This window comes from Gloeocapsopsis crepidinum LEGE 06123 (assembly GCF_015207655.1).
GTDB lineage: Bacteria > Cyanobacteriota > Cyanobacteriia > Cyanobacteriales > Chroococcidiopsidaceae > Gloeocapsopsis > Gloeocapsopsis crepidinum.
The window spans coordinates 1-23,895 of record NZ_JADEWN010000064.1; the positions used below are offsets into that span (position 1 = coordinate 1).

Here is a 23,895-nt window from a genome sequence, read left to right on the forward strand (position 1 = left end):
CTGATTGAGGTGTCACCTTGTGTGTATGCCTTAACTATTTTTTCTCGCAAGTCGAGCGAGTACGGTTTCATTAGACTTCATTTGTGTACTCCTCTTACTGTACCTCATAAACTTGCAATAGGCTGTAACTGCAAAACCCAGATTCTTTACCTACGGCTCGATGACGCTTCGACGGCAGCACTGCAGCGTATGCTGCCCAAAAATCGGTATAAGCAATGGCGGCCGATACACCGCAGGTAACGAGTTCCACAATTGGTGGGCGGCTGCCTCGTCGCGGGCACCAATATAGACTCCCACAATCTCACGAGTACCGGCGGCATCCAGCGCTAACCGCACCCACTGTTTGTTGCCCAAGTTATCCACAAACGACCACAACTCATCGCATTGAATCGTTAGGCTCCCCTTTTTTTAGGCGCGATCTCCACTTCACGCCGCACGCCTGCATATTTTTCATTCACGTACAGTTGTAGCCAAGTTTCTGATACCTGCACCGCACGAGTAATACCAGCTAGTGAAATTCGCTCTAACAGCAGTCAATCAATCAGTTCCCGTGTTCATGGGGTCAATCACTTTTTTCGTTGGTTGCTCGACAAATTGCCGCCCACACTCCTGACACAAAAAGCGTTGTTTGCCGTTGTGAATTCGTCCGTTTTTCACGGTTCGAGCAGAGGTACACTTAGGACAGTTGAGCATGGGATAATACTGAGCAACAGGAACTGTCCCTACTCTAACAATTATCATTACTTCCGTGGCACTACCCCCAATTGGTAAACGAGTGCGCTACAACGACGCACTACAAGCGCAGGGAATCACCGGAGGTTATCAAACATTACAAGCGGATCGCGATTTCTGCTGATTCCAAGGTTGCGCCTAAACTAGATTTGGAACCAGGAGATCCTGTTGCACTGATTGAGATGCTTGACTTAGCAGACAATCAACCTCTTAGTGTTTCTTCAAGCTACTTTCCCCTACACCGCTTTCCAGACATCATCGAGCAATTTCAAGACACCCAATCTATTTCCAAACTTGTTCGCGAAGTCTACGGCTGCGACCACAGCAGTCAATGTCGATCAGCATGGCAAAGCGATCGAGTACACAGTCACCCGATTTCGCGGCGATCTGATGGAGTTAGTCATTAATAACGACCTAGATGTCATTAGTCAAGATGATTAAAACAATTAGACCTCCTGCATGAAGAGAATCGCGAATGAATTCGCTGCTATATGAACAAAGTCCACTTCCGTGTACTTACCCACAACAATCTTGTTTGAGTGTACGAACGTACACTTTGCTTGAGTAGCCCCGACTTTAGTCGGAGGGCATCCGTGATTCATGCTCAGAACTCTGACCCCTAATATATCAACGTTCTAAGTCTGCGATCGCCTTAGGAACACCCGCAGTTAAAACTTCGTTTCCTGACTCAGTGACTAATACATCATCTTCAATCCGGATACCAATTCCACTCCAACGAAGATCAAGTTCTGGCTGATCTTCTGCGGGTTTTGTATCGGGAACGATGTATAGTCCTGGTTCAACAGTGAGAACTTGTCCAGGTTGTAGAATTTGGGGATTGTCACCGTGTTGATAGACACCGACATCGTGAACATCCAAGCCTAACCAGTGTCCTGTACGGTGCATATAGAAAGGTTTATATTTTTCTTCCTCAATAAGCTTGTCGATTTCACCTTTGAGAATACCAAGTTCGACTAAACCTGTGGTGAGGACGCGCACAGCAGTATCGTGAAACGCATTATAAGGATTTCCTGGTTTCACTTGCGCGATCGCTTGTTGTTGTGCTTCTAGGACGATTTCATACAGCGCTTTTTGTTCAGGTGTAAACTTACCGCCGACAGGAAATGTCCGCGTGATGTCACCGTTATAGTACTCATAGGCACATCCGGCATCAATAAGCAGCAGTTGATTGTCCTGCATTTGACAGTTGTTCTCGATGTAGTGCAGCACGCACGCATTGGCACCAGCAGCAACAATTGAGGGATACGCAGGTCCCATACCACCACGTCGGCGGAAGATATGTTCAATTTCGGCTTGGATTTCGTATTCGTAACACCCAGGTCGGGCGATCGCCATTGCCCGATTATGAGCCTCAACAGAAATTTCTGCAGCTTTACGCATTAATTCCAACTCCGCTGGGCTTTTTGTTAAACGCATGGCGTGTAAAAGGATACCAACGTCTTCTAAAGCAATTGGTCCAGTACCGCGTTTTGGGTATGTTGCAAGCAAGCGTTGCCAGTGTTTGAGAATGATGTCGTTAAAAGCGCGATCGCGTCCTAAGCGATAATAAATCCGATCAGCTTTGTCAAGATACTGCGGTAATTTTTCATCAAGTTCGGCGATCAGATAAGCTTCATCTGCACCGTAAAGTTCTTTTGCACCTTCTACACCACAACGATAGCCTGTCCAGACTTCCTTTTCTCGCTCTTTGGGTTGGACAAACAAGATAAATCGATGTTCTGGGTGATGTGGTGCTAACACCGCTACAGCTTCGGCTTCATTAAATCCAGTCAGGTAGAAAAAGTCGCTATCTTGACGGTAAGCATATTCCACATCGTTGTGCATGACTGCTGTAGGCGCACTACGAAAAATTGCTGTTCCGTTGCCGATTTTTGCCATCAGCTGTTCGCGACGTTGGCGATAATCTGCTTGCATTACTACTTTTTAAAGTTTTGAGTTTTGAGTTTTAAGTTTTGAGTTAACCTCATTATTCATAATTCCGCGATGCGGCAAAGTTACTGAATCTTTATGCTCAATTGTAGACGAACCACCTTGAACAAGGCTGCCAAGGTGGTGATATTAACAGCATGCGATCGCTAAAATTGGTAGCTTAATACTTGAATTGCTGAGCCATTTTGTGGTAGATCAGCAGCTCTGATGGTTACTGAATCAGAGTTAGAGCGTCGCACAGGCATTCCGTCCATCACAGCGAGGAAATCATCAAGAGCAACAATATCGCAGCTGGCTTCATCTGCTGCTTGGGTACGGTAGTGAGTGGGAATGACTAGCTTAGGATTCAGCATTTTTACTGCTGCTTGTGCTTCCTGGGGATTATAAGCTTTCGCACCACCTCCCACGGGAACCATTACCACATCAGGAGTTCCCATTAAGATTTTTTGTTCAATTGTAATTGGTGCAGCAGCACCTCCCAAGTGCAGAATATTAATACCTGCTTGTGTCCAACGCCAGGCAACATTTGTTCCAAAACGTCTTCCGCCAACGCGATCGTGGTCTGTGGCTATTCCTTGAAATTGAATATCATTAAATTCATAAACTCCTGGTTCATAAATCAAGCGAGGATTACCTGGCACTGCTGCTACAGCACCTTCATCAAGTAACTGACTGCTGATTAAGACTAAATCTGCCTCAATATTGGGAGGGCGATAGCCAGCAGTACAACCCAATGTTTGAAATGGATTGACTAAGACGCGGGTTCCGCCTCCAGTGAACAGAAAGCAGGTGTGACCTAGCCATCTAACCGATAACGAACCTTCTTGTGCTACAGCAGATTGAAATTTAACTAGGGTAGTTGCCATAGTTGTTAGCAAGCCTGCCCCAGCGTATTGCATTAATTGTCGCCGTTTCATCTTTTCTCCAGTTGTTCCAGGAAATTTCGTAGTAGTTGCTTTCCTGAATTTGTCAGCACACTCTCTGGGTGAAATTGGACGCCTTCAATGTGTGGATAGTTTCGGTGTCTTACACCCATAATTGTGCCGTCGTCTACCCAAGCAGTAACTTCTAGTACGTCTGGGCAGGTTTGCGGATCGATTACTAAACTATGATACCGAGTTGCGGTCAAAGGATTTTCTAATCCTTTAAAAACACCAATGCCACTGTGGGTAACATCGGATGTTTTACCATGCATAAGTTCTGGCGCAGAGACAATCTGACCGCCAAAAACTTGACCAATGCTTTGATGTCCTAAACACACGCCGAGAATTGGTAAGTTAGATCCTAGGTGACGAATGATATCTAAAGAAATACCGGCATCGTCAGGGCGTCCAGGTCCTGGAGAAATGACGATCCCCGCTGGCTGCAACTGGCGGATTTGCTCTAAGGTAATCTGATCGTTACGGTAGACTTGAATTTCTGCTGCAACTGGAAATTCTGCTGCCAGTTCCCCTAGGTACTGTACCAAATTATAGGTAAAGCTGTCGTAGTTGTCGATGACTATGAGCAAGGCTATTTGTCCTCATTCTTACTCCTCTCTATCATAAAGCGGCACGCACTAAGACTAGTAAAGGAGGTAGTAAGAGAATGCCAGCGACGAGTACAGATGCTAATGCTGCAACAAGTACAGCACCTGCAGCGCAGTCTTTAGCAACTTTGGCAAGTTCATGATAACTTTGCTTGACGGTCAGATCGACAACAGACTCAATTGCTGTGTTCATCACTTCTAACGCCAGCACTAATCCACTAGTAATTCCAATAACAGCTAGTTCGATTGCTTGGAGGTGTAATGAAACCCCTAAACTTATTGCTAAAGCACCAATTAATAAATGAATGCGAAAATTACGTTGGGTTGTAAAAGTATAACTGATGCCACTCCAGGCGTATCTAAAACTAATCAATAAATTGGTAGCAACTCGCCAAGAAAACTCCCGCTTTCTCGCAGCTTCTGGTTTGTTCGACTGTGATGTGGAAATTTCTTGAGACATATACGCGAAACCAGAGCACGGGAGTTATTGAATAACAAACTGGAGGTAATTTATCATTTTGCGTGGACGTAATTCAGTGACGATGTGCATTTTATGAGTGGGTATTGATTGCAAGATTGACTTTTTCTAGTAAGTTAGCTTGCTGAGTCAACATTTGGTTTAGACTATCATCGTCAGGGTGATCCCAGCCCAGCAGATGAAGTAAACCATGCACTGCTAGCCATGCTAATTCAATTTGCAGAGTGTGTTGCTGTTGATTAGCTTGCTTTGCGGCTGTGTCAACCGAAATTACTATATCACCAAGATATAAGGGAAGGTGCGATCGCATCTCAATCGGTAGAGGGAAATTATTTTCTAATGCTGCAAATGCTAGTACGTCCGTAGGCTTGTCTTGCTGACGATACTGGGCATTCAACACTTGAACTTCAGCATCGCTAGTTAAGCGCAGGCTAAGCTCATATCCAAAGGCTGGAGGAAGATCGTCTTGAAGATTTTCGAGCCAGCATTGAAACCATGTTTCCCAAGTCTCTACTGCAATCAAGTTGGAGGTAGCTTGCTGCTTGACTTCTGGAGAATCTAAGAAACAATTTTGTACTATGACTTCAATTTGCAGTTGTTGTAAGTCTTCGGTACTACTTTGTTGTTTTGTCATCGAGTTAGATAAGCAAGTCCCACAAGAACGGCTAAAAGCCCAACTGTGGTCAAAATAAAATGTTGTAGCGAAGTAGCTCGCTTACGCACCATATTACGCATGGCAAGCTTAACATAACTTGGCTTCGGTTCTGTAGTGATTGGGGTAGATGCAGAGGAAGGATTGACAGTTTGCTCTGGTACAGACGAATTACTCATAAAAGAAAGGTGCTCAGGCTTGCAATTAAATATACTGCTATGGATTCTTCCCCCAATGTAGCAGTTGGTGAAAGTAGAGACTAGGGGCGAGTGACTAGTGGCTAGGAGCTAGTTTTAATTTTTGAATTGAATTAAGTCTTAAACTCAACACTTACACCACTCATAACTCCTAGTCTCCCTCAGCTTTCTTGGACTAAGCACTTTCTACAAGTTGATTTTCTTGACGGAGGTAAGCTTGGATAAATAGATCAATTTCGCCATTCATCACGTCAGCGATCGCAGTTGTCTCCACATTCGTGCGCAAATCTTTCACGAGTTGATAAGGGTGAAATACATAGTTACGAATTTGGTTTCCCCAAGCGGCTTCTACCATATCGCCTCGAATTTGGGCAATTTCTTGAGCGCGTTGTTCTTGTGCAACAATCAGTAGTTTTGCTTTGAGAATCGCCAATGCTTTTTCTTTGTTTTGTAACTGACTGCGCTCTTGAGTACAGCGGACTGCAATACCTGTAGGAATATGAACAATGCGTACTGCTGTTTCTACTTTATTAACGTTTTGCCCGCCTTTGCCACCAGCCCTGGATGTTGTGACTTCTAAATCTTTTTCCGGTATTTCTAGTTGTACCGAGTTATCTATTTGTGGCATGACTTCTACGCCAGCAAAGCTAGTTTGGCGCTTGCCATTAGCATTAAAAGGAGAAATCCGAACTAAGCGATGCGTTCCTTTTTCGCCTTGTAAGTATCCGTAAGCATAGCGACCTGAGATTTCCAGCGTAGCAGATTTGATTCCTGCTTCATCTCCTTCAGAAAGTTCGGCAAGATTTACCTTATAACCTTGATTTTCTCCCCAACGAGTGTACATCCGCAGTAACATTTCTGCCCAATCTTGGGCGTCAGTTCCTCCTGCACCAGCATTAATTGTTAGAACTGCACCTTTTTCGTCATAAGGACCTGATAATAACTGTTGTAGCTCCCATTGATCGAGTTCTCGATTTAGCTGCACCACATTTGATTCAGCTTCATTTAACAGTGCTTCATCAACTTCTAACTCTAAAAGTTCCAGCACTGCTTTTGTGTCTTCTAAACTTGCTTGCCATTGTTTGTGCTGTTGCAGATGTGCTTTTAGGTCGTTCATTTCTTGAAGCGTTTGCTGCGCACTCGTTTGATCTTCCCAAAACTCTGGTTGGGCTGCAATCTGTTCAAGATCTTGAATTTTTGCTGTGAGTGCTGGTACGTCAAAGATAGTCCTGGGTTTTACCCAGGCGATGAGATAACCTTTCGACTTCGCGTTTAATTTCTAAGACTTCCATATTATTTGAGTAGACAAGAACTTTGACAAGGGCGATCGCTCTTCTCCTTGATTTGTATTTTCGATTTTAGCGACTATTGACTACTTCATGACAAGAGTCTTTATCAAGCCTTTCAGTGATTGTTATGAGCTGTTGATTGGATTTCGGCAGGATGAGAGTATCTGGTGATGTCAAATAGGTACCTTACCTTAAATCCTTACCAGCTATACGGTTGCTACTGTCCTAACCAAATCCTGTGAGAACTGCCATAGAGTCATTTGTTTTGGCGATCCTCGACTCGAAGTCCTTAATTCCTATTATGTCACTACTTACAACTATTAATTAATTTCAATAAGTAGCTTGGCAATAGATATTTAAGACAAATAATCAAGTGCTCTAGGGTGTAATAGCTGTAGAGACAACACGCCACCTCTAATACTCAGAGAATATACGTAAAAATGCCGAACTGTCAATAGGCAGCCTTAAGAAATTCAGTGGAATGACGATGGTTTCTTATGGCTTATCTACGGAAAATAATTTCAGCTTGGATAAAAGTTTAGTCAATTTTTTACAAATTTTTCTAAAACGTTATTTGTTTTCTCTATAGGAGTTTTTATGTCTAAAACTCAATATTCTAACTATTCAGAAGCACGAGAAGTCCTAATTTTATATCATCAACACCCCTCAGTTAGATTACGAAATAAACTGGTTAAGTTACATAGTGGTTTAGTACGAAAAATGGCACATCAATTCAGCCATCAATGCACTGAACCATATGAAGATTTAGAACAAATAGGTTATTTGGGTTTGATTCGGGCAATTGAGAGATTTGATCCTGAGCAAGGATATGCATTTAGCTCTTTTGCTATACCTTATATTCGAGGCGAAATTCTTCATTATTTACGCGATCGCTCGTGTGCAGTTAAAATTCCTCGTCGCTGGCAAGAGATTTACAACCAAGGACAAAAAGTTCGTAAAAAGCTAACTTCTTCCTTAGGGCGTTGTCCAACCGATTTAGAAATTGCTCGTTTCTTGCAAGTGCCTGTACAAGAATGGCTTGATTGTAAATTAGCAATTCAAAACCGCATTACTTTAAGCTTAGACACTACTGTTGTACATCATGTTGATTGTCCAATCACATTAGGTGAAGCACTTGCTGACCCTCGTTCTACTAGCTTGCGTCAACAAGAAGAAGAACGCCAGCAACTACAAGGTGCCATGAGTCAGATGGAGGAAAAGACAAGAATTGCAGTGGAATTAGTGTTCTTAAAAGAACTTTCACGTAAAGAAGCAGCTCAACATATTGGTACTAGCCCAATGACAGTAACACGTTACTTGCAAAGAGGTAAGGCTCAACTAGTATCTTTACTACAAACACCAGCATTAGTAGCAGGTGCTTAACACCTACTTTGTTCGTTTTTCATTAATTTCATCTATGTAAACAGCTTAACAAATAGATTGATTACAGTAGTTAACATATTATGGTACTCAACAAAAGCTTAGAACCAGCTTTGAATATAAAAAAAATATTAAAGTGGATGCACAAAGTCAAGTAAAATTTAAGTATTCTTGGCTCAGCAATAAAAAGAATGATTTATCTTTCAAAGTTCAAGAAACTGAAACGGTTCAACAAATAATCAGAAATCCATTGTTATTAACTTTGCTGCGTTTAGTTTTTGAAGAAACGAGTGAAATTCCTCCGAGTCGCGTTCAGCTATATGATGCAGGACTAAAGATTTTTTTAAGGCAGTGGAACCATACTAAAGATGTAGGAGATGAAACCTACAAGAAAATGACACTCAACCAAAAAGAAGGTCTACTAAGTTATGTTGCTTGGATGTCTTATGTAGATGGAGAGTACTTTGTTAAGCAGCAGCAACTAGAGCAATACATCACTAAATATATCCAAAAAATATCTATAACTAAAATTCAACCCGAATTTGCAATTAGACAAAGTCAGCAAGTTTTACAGTCTATCCAAGCACAACATAGCCTATTTAGTGAATGGACTCCAGGGATTTATGCATTCTCTGTTCTTTCTTTCCATGAGTATTTAGCTGCTAAAGCTATTGTAGAAGGCTACACTTTTAAAGAAATAGAACAAACTCTTAAGTACCTTGTTGATCAATTAACAGAAAGCCGCTGGTATCAAATCGGTATCTTGGCTGCTGCTATGTTACCTAATGCAGATTATCTACTAATATTGATAAAGCAAAAAATTGATGTATTCATTAAGGAGAAACTGACTCTTCAACCTTTCCTAAAGTGGCTAGAACAAAAATCTTTTAGCATTAATAATACCTATAACCCAGCAGCATTTCGAGCTTTTTGTATAGAGTGTATTTTAGAAATTGAGGCTGAAATTTCTTGTAACTTAGATAACAGTTTATCTACTGACTTAGCTGCTAACTCTACTCAATTAAATAATATAGCGTCAGAATTACAAAAATGCCGTTTCAGTGATTCTCAAAAGCAAGTATTGCAACAGTATTATGAATTGTCTAGGGTTCTATTTGAAGGTATGGAAAATGCAGGAAATTTAACTGGCAGCATTCAAGAAGAGTTAAAGCAAACTTTATTTTTACCAGCAGAATTTTCCTCGGTACTGGAAGTGAGTGCATAATGGATAAATTACTGAATAGTTTTTCGCACTCTTATGTCTAACAAAGAGTTAGATCCTTTGCAGCAAATACAAAGTAATTACCAACAGCTTAACTCCCAAATTGATCAGTTACAACAACAACAGAATGTTCTCGCTAAATATTTATCAGGACTGAAACAACGCTTGGATAGCTTAAGCGAACAGTTTGATAATCGACCTGAAGTGCAGCAACTGGTTAGATTGCAAAACGCATTAGCTAAATTACAGGAACTCAACGTATTCATTACTAATGCTCAGAATTTAAGTTCAGGTATCAACATTGACAATCCTGGTAGAGATTCTAGTATTAATCAGGCTAGCGAGCCAAACGTTACCCCTGAAGAATTTTGGAGACGCTATAATAACGGACAGTATGACTTTACAGGCTATCGTCTTGCAAAGCTCAATTTAAGTAGTCAATCTTTAAACGCAAAAAACGTAAACTTTAGCCAAGCTAATTTGGTACAAGCCAATCTAAGAAAAGTAAACTTTGCTTTAGTAAACTTTAGCAGTGCTAATCTACAAAATGCAAATCTTTATAAGGCAATACTAGAACAAACTAATTTGAGTGGGGCAAACTTAGAAAAAGCGGACTTACGTCAAGCAATTTTCTCTAAGACTAATCTTGAACAAGCTAATTTACGTGAAGCAAACTTGAGGAAGATTGATTTATCTTTTCAAGTAAATTTAGAAGAAGCTAATTTAAGCGGAGCAGATCTTAGTAACGGAAATTTATGTAAAGTAAATTTTTTGAATGCAGATTTGAGTAATGCTAATTTAAGTCGAACTATTTTATTTGCTACTCATTTTGAAAACGCAAATCTCCAAGGCGCGAACCTACATCAAGCAGCTTATGACTTATCTACAGTATTTCCTGATGATTGTAACTTAACAGAATCAGGAGCGTACTTGATTGCTCCCAATACCACTTTACTAAGAGCTAATCTAGCAGGTTACAATATTGCAGAAGTTAATCTGATACAAGCGAACTTACAAGAAGCAAACCTTTATGCCACAAACTTGAGTGGCGCAAATCTTAGTGAAGCCAACTTGAATGGTGCAAACCTCAGGAAAGCAAATTTAAATGGTGCAATCTTACTACAAGCTAACTTAAGTTCAGCTAACTTAAGTGAGGCCAATTTAACACATGCAAATTTAATTGCAGCAAATCTGACAGAAGCTAACTTAAGTAGAGCAAGTTTAGACGGCGCAAACCTAATCGCAGCTAATTTGAGTCATGCAAATTTAAAAAACACACATCTTGACAAGATAAACTTCAGTGGTGCGATTTTAGAAGGTGCAAATTTAATCGGGGCTGTGTTTCAAGGAAATCTTAGTGGAGCAGACTTGAGTAAAGCTAACCTATGTGGTGCTAGCTTCAGTAATGCTAACTTAAATGCAGTAAATTTCACATCAGCAGATTTGCGTGGGGCAGATTTAAGCAATGCCAATCTTGAAAAAGCAAATTTAACACAAGCGAACTTAAGTGGAGTCAATCTTGCAGGAGCAAACTTGAGTCTAGCGATCATGCCTGATGGCAGCGTTCATGACTGAAAATATTCGTTAATACTTGTTACTCTACTGACCATTTATCATCGACCGATAACAGCCTTTCATTTGTTTATTCTTACCCACTTATTTATCTTGATACTGCATAATAGTTACCGACAAAAAAGGAACCAGCTTGGCAGCTAGCTGTGAGATACCAAACTTGAGTTTAAGGCTTTGAGGTAGCGCTTGCCACGAAATCGGCACAAAACCAAAGCGAGTATAGTACTCAGCTAGTTTGCTACCGACACATTCTAAATAGAGTGGCTGTGTTGCTTGTGCAATTAGATGCGTAACTAAATAACTTCCCAAACCGCGATCGCGCCAAGCTGGTGCGACAACCAAACTACCGAGTTCTTGTGCTGTGTCGAAGCTACGTAATTGCCCACAAGCCACTATTTTTTGATGACATTCAATCACCCAAAACTGCGACCAGTGTAATTGAGTTGGATCGAGTTTAGCACTTAGCACTAATTTGCGAATCGCCCAGATATCATCCTTATAGGCGGAACGAAGCAAACATTCTGGTGGCAATTCCTGTTTCACTTCCACTAGCCACTTAGCGCGACTTCAAACTTGATATTGCATTCTTTGTCATCGCGGCGATCGCTTGATCGGTTGCCTTTGGTAAGTGATAGTACTTGCCTCCAGCTTTTTGGGCAAGTTCTTTGGCAAATCCTGTAGAAATAAACTTACTTTCGGTATCAATCACAAGTAGCTGCATTCCCAAAGCGCGAATCCTTGCTGCAATGTCCAATAATTCACCTTTGATATCAGGTTTTTCACCTTCGAGTTGTGCCTCACCCAGCGATCGCGATAAAGGAATATTTGCGCGTCCATCAGTAATTGCGACGATGACGACTTGACCGATATCGCCAGACATTTGGGCATTTGTTCCGGCGCGGACTGCTTGTGTTAAACCATGCGCTAGTGGCGAACCGCCTCCACAAGGTAATCTTTCTAGTCTCCGTCGGGCTGCGGCGATTGAACGTGTTGGTGGTAGTAATACCTCAGCTTGTTCGCCTCGGAAAGGAATCAAGGCGACTTGATCGCGATTTTCATATGCCTCTGTTAGTAACCGCATCACTGCACCTTTGGCAGCTTGCATTCTGTTGAGTGCCATTGAACCAGAAGCATCAACGACAAATACAACTAATGCGCCAGCTTTACGAACTAAGCGCTTAGCACGAATATCGCCTTGTTCGACAATCACTTTACGATTGGGTTGGCGTTCGTGGCGTGCTTTTTGATAGGGGGCTGCGGCGCGGAGTGTCGCATCAACGGCAATGCGTCGAACTTTACCTTTAGGCAACATTGGCTTAACATAACGCCCGCGATCTTCGGAGAAAATGACACTGCGGCTACCGGCTTTACCTTGGCGTTTAGCCATTTGGGCAAAATACAACACACTCGGATCGAGAATTACCCCTTCAGGATCAAACACAAATTCTTCAGGAATACTTGGTGGTGTTTGTTGTTCCTGTTCTTCCTCCTGTTCTTCTTGTGGTTGTTCGGATTGATCTTGATCTTGGGGTGGTGGCGGTGGTGGTGATGTTTCCTCTTCAGGAGGCATTTGTACAATTGTTGCACGCGGAACTATTACTAATTCCACTGCCCGACGTAAATCTTCTGCAATAACTGCGGTGCGTCCATCGAGTGCGGCGGCAGCTTTGGCGACACGAAGGGCAAATAATTCAGCACGATGTCCTTGCACTCCGGCGCGGATTGCTTCATCAACAAGATAAGCGATTTGCTCATGGCTAATGCTGACATCTTTTAACCATTCTCTTGCTAAAATAATTTGAGTTTTCAGGCTGTCGATGTCTTCACTGTACTGTTGAAGAAATTCTTGTGGCGATCGCGCATAGGCAATAGCTTGTTCGACGGCTTGGACGCGTTCGTCAATGCCTAAAACTTCATCTGCTGAAAGGGAAATTGCAATGCGATCGAGTAGGTGTTCGCGCAGTGCGCCTTCTTCGGGGTTGTAGGTGGCAACAAATAGAGGTTGACAAGGATGCTGGAAACTAATTCCCTCACGTTCGATTTGGTTGCGCCCCTCGGTTAAGACGGTTAATAATTGATTGCTGATGTTGTCATCTAGCAAATTAATTTCATCAACATACAAGACGCCACGATGCGCTTGGGCGAGTAACCCTGGTTGAAAGACAGTTTTTCCTTGTTTAACAGACTGTTCAACATCGACTGAACCTAATAGCCTGTCTTCGGTGACACCTAAAGGAATTTGGACGAACGGTGCGGGAATAACTTCGGTTTCTAGTTGCGTGCGATTGCGCGAAGTGCAGCGCTTCGCGCAATCGCCGACTTCTATTGAAAGCTGATCGTCCCACTCTTCGGGGCGGTTAGGATCGCAGTTACAAATCGAATCTTTTACAACTTCAATTGGCGGTAAAAGTGCGTGAAGTGCGCGTGCCATGACTGATTTTGCCGTACCGCGACGACCAGCGATCGCAACTCCTCCTAATCCTGGATCGACTGCTGCAAGTAGCAGCGCTAATTTGATTGCTTCTTGACCAACAACGGCAGCTAATGGAAACGCTGTCACAACTGGGGAGTTACTAAGTACAGGCATGGTGTTCATTGATAAAGGCAAGTGAAAGAGTGGCTAGTGACTCGTGGCTAGTTTAAAAATATTCTTAACTTCCCTAACGCCTCGCTCCTAACCCCTGATAACCTCTATTGGTAAGATTACCGTGAATGTTGAACCAACTCCAACTTCAGAAACAAAGTTGATTTCACCTTGGAGAAGTTTAACTAAGCGAGAAACAATTGCTAGCCCTAAGCCAGTACTATCTGGTAGATGAGATTTTGGTGTATCGCCGATACGATAGTAGGGTTCAAAAATCCGTGTTTGCTCTTCTGGGGCGATGCCAATACCAGTATCACTGACTGCGATCGCCCACTTATCTTCTAATGAATAACATTTTACTACTACGCTTCCTGATGAGGTGTAACGAATGGCATTACTCACAAGATTCGTCACAATTTGCTGAAAACGCAATGCGTCGGTGATGACTTTTGGTGGTGCCTCCGCTAAATCTGTAGCAATCTGTAAATTTTTTACTTGCGCCATTGGCTGTAGCATATCTAGTACATCTTGGATCGCAGCACATACATCTGTTGGTTCAGGATGTAGTCTCATTTTTCCTGCTTCATACCGCGATATCTCTAGCGCATCGTTAATCAAACGCAACAGATGTCTACCATTACGCAATACGCGCTCAATATGCTCAATATTCTTATAGTTATCTTTGACTTCTGTTTTGTTTTGGAGGCGGATAAACAAGTCAGAATAACCAATGATCGAAGTCAGAGGGTTTTTGAGTTCATGGGCAAGGTGCGAGAAATTTTCTTGATTTGCCCGAATTAAGCGCGTGAGTTCTTGATTGTGTAGTGTTAACTGCGATTGGAGTTGCTGTAATTCGCGCAGTCGTTCGTCTACGTAACTTTGAAAACAACGCGCGATCGCATCATCGACAACTGCATCTACTAAACGAAAAACTCGAATAACTTCTGTTGACGAGACTTGCTGTAAATCTGGTTCTAAAGCTGAGAAAATGGCTCGTCGTAGTAAGCGATATTCGCGGGCAATTTCCAGCGGATCAAAACCTTCTTCTGCACGGTGGATGCCATGTACTAAACTTGCTTCAACAAGGGTGTGAATATCATCATCTGCGGTTTTTGATAGCACTGTAGCCATAGCTTGTAGGACATAAGGCACGTGATTGCGTATGGCTGCATAGCACATACCTTCTGTCGTTTCAATCTGCCGATCTTGGCGGACATCTGCTACCCAGTTTTCAATAATTGTGTCGCTTTTCTTAAGCAATATCTGGCTAAAATCAAACATTTTGGTGGCGTCTATCGCAACGCAATGAAGCAAGTTTACTTGTCTTAAATTAGTGTAATTGTGAAGCGATCGCCCACTGAATTATCAATTATGATTCTGATTTGTGTTTTTTAGCGATTGCGCGTAGCGCTGCGCTTTTGTGCGATCGCCACTTTTGATGGTTTGACCAGAGAACACCTAAGGTGTAACTAAGCTTGATATTGTTGTAAACATACGCTAATATATACAAAATTTATCGCGAGTAAGTCAGCCTAATCTAGATCTCACTTGAAAGGTTCTAGAACGGAGGAACCACAATCTTGGGGCGTATCTGTCACTACAGAAGGATAACTCTCTATCCTAGCCCGTCAGCTAACTTCGTAGGCGTTGGGAGGAGACTGAAGAGTCAGCATTGCTATTGTTATTAATAGTTTGCTCTCATCAGTGTTCCTAGCTGATAATGCACGCGTCTGGTGTGCTTGCTTTTAATTCTGAGGGAGTTTAATAGTGTTAAACCTGAATTTTGCTGTCTTGGCAGTTGCAGGACAAAGTACCTGGGAAAAAGTGCAATTTGTCTTATCACAGGATGTCATTTTGTTCTCTGCTGCTAATTTTTTAGAGATCTTTTTCTTATATCGATATCTTGCTAAGCAAGGAACAAGCTGTTAGTTAAATTCCATAAATGTGTTTAACAATAGACAATATTTATGCAGAGTATTTTGTTACTTTGTTATAACTTTTGCCTTTCAATTTAGCGCGTACTTTGCAGTAGTTAAAAGGTTTAAAAAAAGTCTATGCTTTGGCAAGCAACATTTAGTTCACTAGTATTTATTAGTGTAATTATCTTAATTATGACAGAGAAAATGCACTTAACAATTGCTGCTTTTTTAGGTGCATTGCTACTAGTTTTTACCAATATCATGACGTTGGCAGAAGCAATTACATATATTGCTAGAAGCTACTCTACATTAGCTCTATTCTTTGGAGTCATGGTGCTAGTAAGAGCTTTTGAACCAACTAAAGTATTTGACTATTTAGCAACTCAAATAGTTATCTTGGCTAAAGGACAAGGTAAGCGACTTTTACTAGGAATTGTTGCAATTACAACTCCAATTTGTGCAGTACTACCAAACGCTACAACTGTAATGTTGTTAGCACCTTTAATTCCTCCTATTGCTGAAGATGTAGGAGTCAATTTTGTTCCTTTGCTAATTTTGATGGTGTTTGTTGCTAATAGTGCAGGCTTACTAACATTAGTAGGCGATCCAGCAACATTTATTGTTGGGGATGCTGTTAATATCAGTTTTATAGATTATCTAGGGCGTTTAAGTTTAGGAGGAGTTATTGCAGTAGGAGCAATTGTAGTGATGCTGCCATACTTATTTCCTAAAATTTGGCGAAAAGAATTGGCAAGTTTGGATCAGTTACCACATCCTCAGATTAATCACCCCCGCGTTTTAACTTTAGGAATTATACTCATAGCTTTTGTATTGCTGTTCTTTGTAATAGGAGAAATGTTACCAGTTCCTATTTCACCGGCGGCAGTAGCCTTACTCGGCGCAGCACTCGCTTTATTACTTTCGCATCACAGTAAAATTGAGACAGTTAATCATATATTGCGTGATGTAGATTGGAGTACTTTAATATTTTTTATGTGTATTTTTGTCATAATTGGAGGATTAGAAAAAACAGGTGTTGTTAGTAGTATATCTGGAGTTTTAGCATTTGTTTTGGGTAGAAATATTGTTTTAGGTGCACTAGTTCTATTATTTTTGGTAGGAATTTTATCAAGTGTTGTACCAAATATTCCGTTGGTTGTTGCTATGGTGCCATTACTCAAAGAATATGTTGTTAATGTAGGGTTGGCAACACCAGAAATATTACAACCAGGGTTTCAAGGTGAGTTACCCTCTGTCGTTCTACCGTTGTTTTATGCAATGATGTTTGGTGCGACTTTGGGTGGAAATGGTACTTTAGTTGGGGCTTCTTCTAACATTGTTGCAGCAGGAATTGCTGAAATCCACGGGCGGCGAATTTCGTTTCAGACTTTTTTACGCTATGGCATTCCAGTGATGGTTGTGCAGTTGATCGCGGCTGCTTTGTTTATTTCAATTCGCTTTTTGATCTTTAGGTAAGTGCTGGTAAGCTTGAAAAGCTAAAATAGTAGTATGTCTCAAGCTTTTACCTCTACTGTGACTTCATCTTCTTTGCGCCCAACATTTATCTTAGTTGATGGGCATTCACTAGCTTTTCGCTCGTATTTTGCGTTTGCCAAAGGGCGTGACGGTGGTTTGCGCACAACGACGGGAATTCCAACAAGTGTGTGTTTCGGTTTTATCAAGGCGTTATTAGAAGTCATGGCGGTAGAAAAACCTGAAGCTTTAGCGATCGCCTTCGATCTGGGATTACCGACTTTCCGCCACGAAGCTGATGATACATATAAAGCAGATCGCCCAGGTACACCCGAAGACTTTGTTCCCGATCTCAAGAATCTACACGAATTACTCGACGGTTTGAATTTACCGATTATCACCGCACCAGGTTACGAAGCGGATGATGTGCTAGGAACACTCGCACAAAAAGCAAGTGTAGCAGGGTATCGAGTTAAGATTTTGACAGGCGATCGCGATTTATTTCAACTCGTTGACCCTCAAAAAGATATTAGTGTTTTGTACTTGAGTTCTGATGCATTGAAGCGTTCTTCTACAGGAATTAATGAATTCAGAACAGAACAAGTTAAAGAAAAAATGGGAGTTTTACCCTCACAAATTGTTGACTTTAAAGCACTTTGTGGCGATAAATCAGATAATATTCCTGGCGTCAAAGGTATTGGTGAAAAAACAGCAATACAATTACTCAATCAATACACATCACTTGAGCAAATTTATAACTCATTAAGTGATATTAAAGGCGCGACAAAAAAGAAACTAGAAACAGGGAAGCAAGATGCTGAAAAATCTCGTTACTTAGCAACTATTGTTATTGACGTACCATTAGATATTGATTTAGAAGCAGCCAAATTAACAGGTTTCGATATAACTACTCTCAAGCCCATACTAGAAAAGTTAGAATTTAAATCTTTTCTCGGTAAAGTTAACGAACTTCAGCAACAGTTTGGTGGTGTCATTGCAGAAGAAGCAGAAGTCCTACCTGACGCAAAACCGATCGCAGTACCAACATTTGAGAGTGACGATCTATGGTTCTTTAGTGCAGAAGATACCGAAGCAATTCAAGAACAGCCTTTTACCCAAATCACACCGCAAATCATTGATACGCCTGAGAAATTAACGCAGTTAGTACAGCGATTACAAAAGCATACCAGTACTTTGTCACCTGTTGCTTGGGATACAGAAACAACAGATCTTGAACCACGCGATGCACAACTTGTCGGAATTGGTTGCTGCTGGGGAAGCGAACTCGATGCAATGGCATATATTCCCCTCGGTCACACAGCAGGAGATAATCTAGATATTGCAACAGTATTAGCTGCATTGCGTCCAATTTTAGAAAGCGCAGAATATCCTAAAGCGTTGCAAAACGCTAAATTTGACAGGTTGGTATTGCGGTGTCAGGGAATTAATCTCAAGGGCGTAGTATTCGATCCGATGCTAGCAAGCTATGTTTTAGATCCCGATACAAGTCATAATTTAAGCGATCTAGCACAGCGCTACTTAGGTTTAACTGCAAAAAGCTACGCCGAGTTAGTACCGAAAGGCAAAACTATTGCAGATTTAGACATTCCTGCTGTCGCAGAGTATTGCGGTATGGATGTTTATGCAACATACGGATTAGTACCAAAGCTACGCGCAGAATTGGATAAAATTCCTGCATTACATAAGTTGTTAATTGATGTCGAACAGCCGCTAGAACCTGTTTTAGCCGAAATGGAGTATACAGGAATTCACATCAATACAGCATATCTGCAGGAGTTTTCCAAACAATTAGAAAAAGACTTAGCAGCAATTGAGGAACAGATATATGCGGTTGCTGAAGAAAAGTTTAATTTAGGCTCGCCGAAAAAGCTAAGTGAACTCTTATTTGATAAGCTAAGCTTAGATCGCAGAAAGTCACGAAAAATTAAAACAGGCTACTCAACAGATGCGGCAACGCTAGAAAAGTTACGTGACGATCATCCCATAGTAGAAGCAATTTTAGAGTATCGCACTTTATCTAAACTCAAATCTACATATGTTGATGCACTACCAGCATTAGTGCGTCCAGACACTCAGCGAGTGCATACAAGTTTTAATCAAACTGCAACTTCGACGGGGCGATTATCTTCCTCTAACCCGAACTTACAAAATATTCCAATTCGTACAGCTTTTAGTCGCCAAATTCGCAAAGCGTTTATTCCAGAGTCTGGTTGGTTATTAATAACAGCAGATTACTCTCAAATTGAGTTACGAATTCTCGCGCATTTGTGTCAAGAGCCAATTTTAGTCAAAGCTTACCAAAATAACGAAGATATTCACAGTGTAACTGCAAGATTACTATTTGAAAAAAATGTTGTCACTTCTGAAGAACGTCGTTTAGCTAAAACAATTAACTTCGGTGTTATTTACGGTATGGGTGCGCAGCGGTTTGCTAGAGAAACAAAGATGAAGGCTGCGGATGGTAAAGTATTTATCGAGCGGTTTAACGAGCAATATCCGTTAGTGTTTGAATACTTGCGGCGGATGGAACAAGAAGCCATAGCCAAAGGATACGTACAGACAATTTTAGGACGACGGCGGTATTTTAATTTCACAAGCGATCGCCTACGTCAGCTACGCAACCTCAAGCCTGAAGATATCAACCTTGATGAAATTCGCGGTTTAACTGCAAATGATGCGGGATTACTCCGCGCTGCGGCTAATGCACCAATTCAAGGGTCAAGTGCGGATATTATCAAAATTGCGATGGCGCAACTGCACGAACTATTGCAAAATTACCAAGCGCGATTGCTACTGCAAGTTCACGATGAATTGGTGTTTGAAGTTCCGCAAGATGAGTGGGAGGAATTGCAGCCAAAAATTCGCTCAACAATGGAATCTGCGGTGTCGTTAAGTGTACCGTTACTTGTCGAAGTACGTGCGGGTGAAAACTGGATGGAGGTTAAGTAGTAGTTTAACCTTCCTTAATAAGATTCAACTACTACCTATTTTTTACTCCATACATCTGGACGTCTCAAAGACTTATTCTCCAAGAAATATTCTAAGTCTTCTATTGCTTCCCTTATTTCTGGAGTAATCTTGCCGTCTAGGAGACTCTTTAACTCTCTAGAATTAAAGGTTTCTATGTTGTCTAATTTTGATAAAGCTTGAAGTTTCTGCTGAATGTCAGTGTCAAATACCAGCTTAGTAATCTTTTACATATGGTCAAAAAATATTATTTCATTGATTTTTTTGAAAATATCTTGCTTGTTAGATATATCTATATTTAATCCTTTGAGGAAGGTTGCAGACTTATCTCTTACCTCTATTAGTTCTTGTACATTGTAAGAAGTAAGCCGACCTTGCATAGATATAGCATCAAGCATATGTTTTACTGACTCCTCCGCAAGTGACTTCAACCCAGTCTCCAGTTTATTAAGATCTTCAATCTTTACCTCAGCTTGCTCAACTACTTTTTGTAATAATTCCAATTTAAAGCTAGCACCTTCGAGGCGAACTATATTTATCAATATTAATAAAAGCTATTGCTATTGAACAGGATACTATCATCAGTCCCATCTCTGTGGGTTTGTTATCTACTCCAAAACACAAGGTTGTATATAACATGAGAAATATAATTAAGCCACCAAGTCCAACTTTTAGTAATTCGTTCCAATTTGAAACTTTCATATATTTAGTAGTTCAAGCTAAGATATACAAAGTATATCAAAGATAAATTCATGAAGTCACAAATCGGACGATGGGGAAATTCGCTTGCTTGGCGGATTCCCAAGCACATCGTAGAGGAATTGTCGTTAGAGTCAAACGATGAAGTTGATTGCCACGTTGAAGATGGGAAGATCATTATCGAGCCAGTCTCGAAGCAAAAAGACTATACACTAGACGAATTGCTAGCTCAAATTATTGAGCCGAGTCAGGAAGTTTGTTGGGGTAAACCAGAAGGAAATGAGGTGTGGTAGATTACATCCCACAGCGCGGTCATTTCATTCGGTTAAGCTTTGATCCTCAAGCAGGTCATGAGCAAATGGGGACTCGACCAGCATTAGTGGTAAGTCACAGCAATTTTAACCGTAAATTGGGATTTGTATTTGTCTGCCCGATTAGTAATACTCAACGGAAAAATCCTTTTTATGTTGTTATCCCAAAAGAAGCCTCTGTAACAGGAGTGGTGATGGTTGATCAATTGCGCTCATTAGATTATCGCGCTAGACGTGCTGAATTGATTGGTGAATGTCCAGACGGTTTACTTCAAGAGGTATTACGGCGCATCAAGCCCATATTGTTTTAGCTGCTAACATCTAAAAGCTTAGTGGTTAAAACCGCAGCTAGACAAACGAAACCTATCTTCACAGGTGTTTACAACCTGATTTTATAAGTCCACCTCCGTGGACTTCGTTTATCTAGCCACGACTTTAGTCACCAGGCTAATTTATTCAATAAATAATTCAAATACCAAAAACACAAATCTATAAGTTAATCTAAGCATAATCTCCCATCAACACCACACGCAGGAGGAAGCTTAGATGCAGCAGCCGTTGAAGTCCCCGTTAAATTGGTATGAAGCGTTGAATCGTAGTCTACTTGTGCGTAGCCTAGAAACAATTCAAGACTTGATTGTGGTTTCGCTGTGCATTGGTCTATTCTGCGTGATGATGATTCAGCTTAGGGGCATATTTTACTTAATGTTGCCACCCCTCAACTTTCACGAAGTCACCGCAGATATTTTGTTTTTGCTGATTATGGTGGAGTTGTTTCGCCTCTTGATTATTTATTTGCAAGAACAGCGTGTATCGATTGGCGTTGCTGTAGAAGTATCGATTGTCTCAGTACTGCGTGAAGTGATTGTGCGGGGAGTATTGGAAGTACCTTGGAATCAAATGCTTGCAGCGTGTGCGTTTTTACTTGTTTTAGCTGCGTTGTTAATCGTACGAGTTTGGATTCCCCCAACTTTTGAACGTATCGATCCCGAACAGCGATATGTCAAACACTATCAAGGGGAAAATAAAGTGAGTGGTTAGTGATTAGTTTTGAGTTTTGAATTTTGAATTGAAATTGAAGAAGTTTCTTAATTCAACACTCCCTCAGCACCTTCTTACTCATCTACAAAAAACTCATCATCGTCTGATTTGAGGCTATTTCTTCTCGAACCAGCGATCCATAAAGGTTGAGTCGATGCCATCGCAAGCATACCTAAAGCAGCACTAAAAGCTAGTACCAACCCTGCAGGAAGTTGAATTGATTGAAATGTCAAAAATCGCAAAGAAACTGGGGTGGCGTTTTGTACGGAAATGATTGCGATCGCCACTACCCAGCCAGCAAGAATTACAATCGTTAGCAAATTCGCAAGAGTTTTCATTAGAGCGACTAGCACTAGACCTCTCTAGTCTATCGTTCTTGCTACATCCCTTAAACTACAGCAGGTTCGAGTCGATTAATGCTTTGTTCCATTTGAGTTGCAATTTGATTGAGTTTATCCGCCGAAGTCGCTTCGATGTAAACGCGCATTAGCGGTTCAGTACCAGACGGACGCAATAAAATCCAGCTACCTTCTTCAAGGTAAAGTTTAATGCCATCTTTGCGACCAACTTCTTTGACATGAATTCCAGCAACATCAGAGGGCGGATTGTTTGTAAACGAATCGATGACAGCAGCTTTGTGCGCGTCGTTAAGATGTAAGTCTAAGCGCTGATTAGATAATGGTCCATTAGCTTCAGAAATTGCCTCTTCAACTAACTGACTTAGCGGTTTACCTTCATAGGCGATCGCTTCTGCAACTAACATATCGGCTAAAATTCCGTCTTTTTCAGGAATATGCCCAATAACACTTAAACCACCAGATTCTTCACCACCAATTAACACTGTAGTTTCGCGCATTTTCTCCCCGATATACTTGAAACCTACAGGAGTCTCATAAATTTCCAAGCCATAGCTAGCTGCTAAGTTATCGAGTAAATGCGTTGTGGCAACCGTCCGCACGATCGCGCCTGATTTACCGCGATTTTTGACCAAGTGACGGGCAAGCAAGAGTAAAACAGTATTTGGTGTGAGAACATTTCCTTGTTCATCGACAACTCCAAAGCGATCGCTATCACCATCTGTTGCTAGACCTAGATCGGCTTGATCTTTTTTCACGGCTTCAACTAACTCAATGAGTTGTTCGCCTTTAGGTTCGGGCATTCCACCGCCAAATAAGACATCGCGCTGTGCATGAAAAGTTTCTAACTCACAACCGCAGTGTTCTAACACCATGTCTAAGTAACCGCGTGAGGTAGAGTAAAGTGCGTCGTATTTGACTTTTAACTTAGCGTTACGAATCTTCTCAACATCGAGTAGCGTGTAAAGAAACTTAAGATATTCGGGTTTGGGATCGAAAGTAGAGATTTTATCTTTCCAATTACCACTGACAGGTGCATCGTCTGCACCGGAGATATTTGCCACAATAGTATCAGTAATCTCAGGAGTGGCAGGACCAGCGTAATCAGGAATATACTTAATCCCACAGTAGGGTGCCGGATTATGACTGGCAGTGAACATCAATGCACCGGCACTTTTTAAGTGACGGGCGTTGTAAGCAATTACTGGGGTGGGACAATCCCGATCAGTAATTTTCACACTCCAACCGTCTGCTGCTAATACCTCGGCGGCAGTTTGGGCAAACTGGTCAGCGAGAAAGCGAGTATCGTAGGCGATAAGAACTGGTTGGTTCTTGTTGTAAGCGGTTTCAAGGTAACTTGCGATCGCCCGCGTTACTTTCCGCACGTTGGGGAAGGTAAAGTCATCAGCAATAATACCTCTCCATCCATCGGTACCAAACTTAATCTTGCTGGAATTGTTACTAGCGCTCATTTTTTGCCACTCCCTGTCGTTCATCATTAATAGTACAAGAAGCTTATTGTTT

At 41.4% G+C, this 23,895-nt stretch carries 24 protein-coding genes and 1 riboswitch; of the genes, 10 read left to right on the forward strand and 14 right to left on the reverse strand.

The features are described from left to right. Nucleotides 1-537: 537 nt before the first annotated feature. A complete protein-coding gene (locus IQ230_RS27980) occupies nt 538-741 on the reverse strand; it encodes an IS1 family transposase (protein WP_193934150.1) in 204 nt (67 codons plus the stop codon). Nucleotides 742-764: 23 nt separating this feature from the next. On the opposite strand from IQ230_RS27980, the gene IQ230_RS20760 reads away from it, so the two are divergent. Further along, nucleotides 765-1,139 carry a UTRA domain-containing protein gene (locus IQ230_RS20760; protein WP_193934151.1) on the forward strand — a complete coding sequence of 125 codons (375 nt, stop codon included), beginning with the start codon at nt 765-767 and terminating at the stop codon, nt 1,137-1,139. Between the two features lie 220 nt (nt 1,140-1,359). Here the strand turns inward: IQ230_RS20760 and IQ230_RS20765 are convergent, their stop codons facing one another. The 7 genes from IQ230_RS20765 to prfB all read right to left on the reverse strand — a co-directional run bounded on the left by IQ230_RS20765 (nt 1,360) and on the right by prfB (nt 6,829). Then, the gene (locus IQ230_RS20765) at nt 1,360-2,667 is read right to left on the reverse strand and encodes an aminopeptidase P N-terminal domain-containing protein (protein WP_193934152.1); all 1,308 of its coding nucleotides are present in this window, start codon (nt 2,665-2,667) and stop codon (nt 1,360-1,362) included. A 161-nt stretch (nt 2,668-2,828) separates the two neighbouring features. Continuing rightward, nucleotides 2,829-3,599 carry an MBL fold metallo-hydrolase gene (locus IQ230_RS20770; RefSeq protein ID WP_193934153.1) on the reverse strand — a complete coding sequence of 257 codons (771 nt, stop codon included), beginning with the start codon at nt 3,597-3,599 and terminating at the stop codon, nt 2,829-2,831. Then, nucleotides 3,596-4,192 carry an anthranilate synthase component II gene (locus IQ230_RS20775; RefSeq protein ID WP_193934154.1) on the reverse strand — a complete coding sequence of 199 codons (597 nt, stop codon included), beginning with the start codon at nt 4,190-4,192 and terminating at the stop codon, nt 3,596-3,598. Before IQ230_RS20775 ends, IQ230_RS20770 begins: the two co-directional genes overlap by 4 nt. Nucleotides 4,193-4,223: 31 nt before the next feature. Further along, the gene (locus tag IQ230_RS20780; protein WP_193934155.1) at nt 4,224-4,670 is read right to left on the reverse strand and encodes a diacylglycerol kinase family protein; all 447 of its coding nucleotides are present in this window, start codon (nt 4,668-4,670) and stop codon (nt 4,224-4,226) included. 91 nt (nt 4,671-4,761) lie between these two features. After that, nucleotides 4,762-5,322, reverse strand: coding sequence for an rRNA maturation RNase YbeY (gene ybeY, locus IQ230_RS20785; protein WP_193934156.1), 561 nt, complete (start codon nt 5,320-5,322; stop codon nt 4,762-4,764). After that, nucleotides 5,319-5,519, reverse strand: a complete 201-nt coding sequence (locus tag IQ230_RS20790) for a DUF3285 domain-containing protein (RefSeq protein WP_193934157.1) — start codon at nt 5,517-5,519, stop codon at nt 5,319-5,321. The genes ybeY and IQ230_RS20790 overlap by 4 nt, the downstream gene beginning before the upstream one ends. A 193-nt stretch (nt 5,520-5,712) precedes the next feature. Then, nucleotides 5,713-6,829 (reverse strand): peptide chain release factor 2 gene (gene prfB, locus IQ230_RS20795; protein ID WP_193934158.1). Its coding sequence is split into 2 segments (ribosomal slippage): nt 5,713-6,756 and nt 6,758-6,829, totalling 1,116 coding nucleotides; the frame shifts between segments, so codons are not numbered across the junction. A 594-nt stretch (nt 6,830-7,423) separates the two neighbouring features. Here prfB and IQ230_RS20800 point away from each other — a divergent pair. The 3 genes from IQ230_RS20800 to IQ230_RS20810 all read left to right on the forward strand — a co-directional run bounded on the left by IQ230_RS20800 (nt 7,424) and on the right by IQ230_RS20810 (nt 11,003). Continuing rightward, nucleotides 7,424-8,209 carry an RNA polymerase sigma factor SigF gene (locus IQ230_RS20800; protein WP_193934159.1) on the forward strand — a complete coding sequence of 262 codons (786 nt, stop codon included), beginning with the start codon at nt 7,424-7,426 and terminating at the stop codon, nt 8,207-8,209. 133 nt (nt 8,210-8,342) lie between these two features. After that, on the forward strand, nt 8,343-9,431 hold the full coding sequence (locus IQ230_RS20805; RefSeq protein ID WP_193934160.1) for an NACHT domain-containing protein: 1,089 nt from the start codon (nt 8,343-8,345) through the stop codon (nt 9,429-9,431). Between the two features lie 33 nt (nt 9,432-9,464). Further along, nucleotides 9,465-11,003 carry a pentapeptide repeat-containing protein gene (locus IQ230_RS20810; protein WP_193934161.1) on the forward strand — a complete coding sequence of 513 codons (1,539 nt, stop codon included), beginning with the start codon at nt 9,465-9,467 and terminating at the stop codon, nt 11,001-11,003. 81 nt (nt 11,004-11,084) lie between these two features. Here IQ230_RS20810 and IQ230_RS20815 read toward each other — a convergent pair whose 3' ends face one another. The 3 genes from IQ230_RS20815 to IQ230_RS20825 all read right to left on the reverse strand — a co-directional run bounded on the left by IQ230_RS20815 (nt 11,085) and on the right by IQ230_RS20825 (nt 14,865). Further along, nucleotides 11,085-11,543: a GNAT family N-acetyltransferase gene (locus IQ230_RS20815; RefSeq protein WP_193934162.1), complete on the reverse strand. Its 459-nt coding sequence runs from the start codon at nt 11,541-11,543 to the stop codon at nt 11,085-11,087. 13 nt (nt 11,544-11,556) lie between these two features. After that, nucleotides 11,557-13,587 carry a magnesium chelatase ATPase subunit D gene (gene bchD / locus IQ230_RS20820; protein ID WP_193934163.1) on the reverse strand — a complete coding sequence of 677 codons (2,031 nt, stop codon included), beginning with the start codon at nt 13,585-13,587 and terminating at the stop codon, nt 11,557-11,559. Between the two features lie 87 nt (nt 13,588-13,674). Next, nucleotides 13,675-14,865, reverse strand: coding sequence for a sensor histidine kinase (locus tag IQ230_RS20825; RefSeq protein ID WP_193934164.1), 1,191 nt, complete (start codon nt 14,863-14,865; stop codon nt 13,675-13,677). Nucleotides 14,866-15,103: 238 nt separating this feature from the next. Continuing rightward, nucleotides 15,104-15,246: riboswitch (cyclic di-AMP (ydaO/yuaA leader) on the forward strand. Between the two features lie 105 nt (nt 15,247-15,351). Between IQ230_RS20825 and IQ230_RS20830 the strand changes: the two genes are divergently transcribed. From IQ230_RS20830 to polA, 3 genes are all read left to right on the forward strand, one after another. Continuing rightward, nucleotides 15,352-15,513 (forward strand): hypothetical protein, encoded by a 162-nt coding sequence (locus tag IQ230_RS20830; RefSeq protein ID WP_193934165.1) that lies wholly within the window; start codon nt 15,352-15,354, stop codon nt 15,511-15,513. 125 nt (nt 15,514-15,638) lie between these two features. Beyond that, on the forward strand, nt 15,639-16,979 hold the full coding sequence (locus tag IQ230_RS20835; protein ID WP_193934166.1) for an ArsB/NhaD family transporter: 1,341 nt from the start codon (nt 15,639-15,641) through the stop codon (nt 16,977-16,979). Between the two features lie 57 nt (nt 16,980-17,036). After that, nucleotides 17,037-19,946, forward strand: a complete 2,910-nt coding sequence (polA, locus tag IQ230_RS20840) for a DNA polymerase I (RefSeq protein ID WP_407646695.1) — start codon at nt 17,037-17,039, stop codon at nt 19,944-19,946. Nucleotides 19,947-20,191: 245 nt separating this feature from the next. Here the strand turns inward: polA and IQ230_RS20845 are convergent, their stop codons facing one another. After that, entirely contained in the window at nt 20,192-20,467 is a 276-nt protein-coding gene (locus IQ230_RS20845; protein ID WP_193934168.1) for a hypothetical protein, read from the reverse strand. Nucleotides 20,468-20,716: 249 nt separating this feature from the next. Here IQ230_RS20845 and IQ230_RS20850 point away from each other — a divergent pair, with 249 nt between their 5' ends. The 3 genes from IQ230_RS20850 to IQ230_RS20860 all read left to right on the forward strand — a co-directional run bounded on the left by IQ230_RS20850 (nt 20,717) and on the right by IQ230_RS20860 (nt 22,015). Beyond that, nucleotides 20,717-20,956: an AbrB/MazE/SpoVT family DNA-binding domain-containing protein gene (locus IQ230_RS20850; protein WP_193934169.1), complete on the forward strand. Its 240-nt coding sequence runs from the start codon at nt 20,717-20,719 to the stop codon at nt 20,954-20,956. Further along, on the forward strand, nt 20,950-21,285 hold the full coding sequence (locus IQ230_RS20855) for a type II toxin-antitoxin system PemK/MazF family toxin (protein ID WP_193934170.1): 336 nt from the start codon (nt 20,950-20,952) through the stop codon (nt 21,283-21,285). Before IQ230_RS20850 ends, IQ230_RS20855 begins: the two co-directional genes overlap by 7 nt. Nucleotides 21,286-21,520: 235 nt before the next feature. Then, complete coding sequence (locus IQ230_RS20860) at nt 21,521-22,015, forward strand: phosphate-starvation-inducible PsiE family protein (protein WP_193934171.1); 495 nt, start codon at nt 21,521-21,523, stop codon at nt 22,013-22,015. Between the two features lie 74 nt (nt 22,016-22,089). On the opposite strand, the gene IQ230_RS20865 is transcribed toward IQ230_RS20860, so the two are convergent. Further along, nucleotides 22,090-22,353 (reverse strand): LapA family protein, encoded by a 264-nt coding sequence (locus IQ230_RS20865; protein ID WP_193934172.1) that lies wholly within the window; start codon nt 22,351-22,353, stop codon nt 22,090-22,092. Between the two features lie 50 nt (nt 22,354-22,403). Beyond that, on the reverse strand, nt 22,404-23,843 hold the full coding sequence (locus IQ230_RS20870) for a phosphoglucomutase/phosphomannomutase family protein (protein ID WP_193934173.1): 1,440 nt from the start codon (nt 23,841-23,843) through the stop codon (nt 22,404-22,406). Nucleotides 23,844-23,895 lie beyond the last annotated feature (52 nt).

Excerpts from the sequence above, each read along its gene's own strand:
- IQ230_RS27980 (WP_193934150.1), bottom strand. The coding sequence starts at position 741 with ATGATAATTGTTAGAGTAGGGACAGTTCCTGTTGCTCAGTATTATCCC.
- IQ230_RS20765 (WP_193934152.1), bottom strand. The coding sequence starts at position 2,667 with ATGCAAGCAGATTATCGCCAACGTCGCGAACAGCTGATGGCAAAAATC.
- IQ230_RS20770 (WP_193934153.1), bottom strand. The coding sequence starts at position 3,599 with ATGAAACGGCGACAATTAATGCAATACGCTGGGGCAGGCTTGCTAACA.
- IQ230_RS20780 (WP_193934155.1), bottom strand. The coding sequence starts at position 4,670 with ATGTCTCAAGAAATTTCCACATCACAGTCGAACAAACCAGAAGCTGCG.
- ybeY (WP_193934156.1), bottom strand. The coding sequence starts at position 5,322 with ATGACAAAACAACAAAGTAGTACCGAAGACTTACAACAACTGCAAATT.
- IQ230_RS20790 (WP_193934157.1), bottom strand. The coding sequence starts at position 5,519 with ATGAGTAATTCGTCTGTACCAGAGCAAACTGTCAATCCTTCCTCTGCA.
- IQ230_RS20800 (WP_193934159.1), top strand. The coding sequence starts at position 7,424 with ATGTCTAAAACTCAATATTCTAACTATTCAGAAGCACGAGAAGTCCTA.
- IQ230_RS20810 (WP_193934161.1), top strand. The coding sequence starts at position 9,465 with ATGTCTAACAAAGAGTTAGATCCTTTGCAGCAAATACAAAGTAATTAC.
- bchD (WP_193934163.1), bottom strand. The coding sequence starts at position 13,587 with ATGCCTGTACTTAGTAACTCCCCAGTTGTGACAGCGTTTCCATTAGCT.
- IQ230_RS20825 (WP_193934164.1), bottom strand. The coding sequence starts at position 14,865 with ATGTTTGATTTTAGCCAGATATTGCTTAAGAAAAGCGACACAATTATT.
- IQ230_RS20835 (WP_193934166.1), top strand. The coding sequence starts at position 15,639 with ATGCTTTGGCAAGCAACATTTAGTTCACTAGTATTTATTAGTGTAATT.
- IQ230_RS20850 (WP_193934169.1), top strand. The coding sequence starts at position 20,717 with ATGAAGTCACAAATCGGACGATGGGGAAATTCGCTTGCTTGGCGGATT.
- IQ230_RS20860 (WP_193934171.1), top strand. The coding sequence starts at position 21,521 with ATGCAGCAGCCGTTGAAGTCCCCGTTAAATTGGTATGAAGCGTTGAAT.
- IQ230_RS20865 (WP_193934172.1), bottom strand. The coding sequence starts at position 22,353 with ATGAAAACTCTTGCGAATTTGCTAACGATTGTAATTCTTGCTGGCTGG.
- IQ230_RS20870 (WP_193934173.1), bottom strand. The coding sequence starts at position 23,843 with ATGAGCGCTAGTAACAATTCCAGCAAGATTAAGTTTGGTACCGATGGA.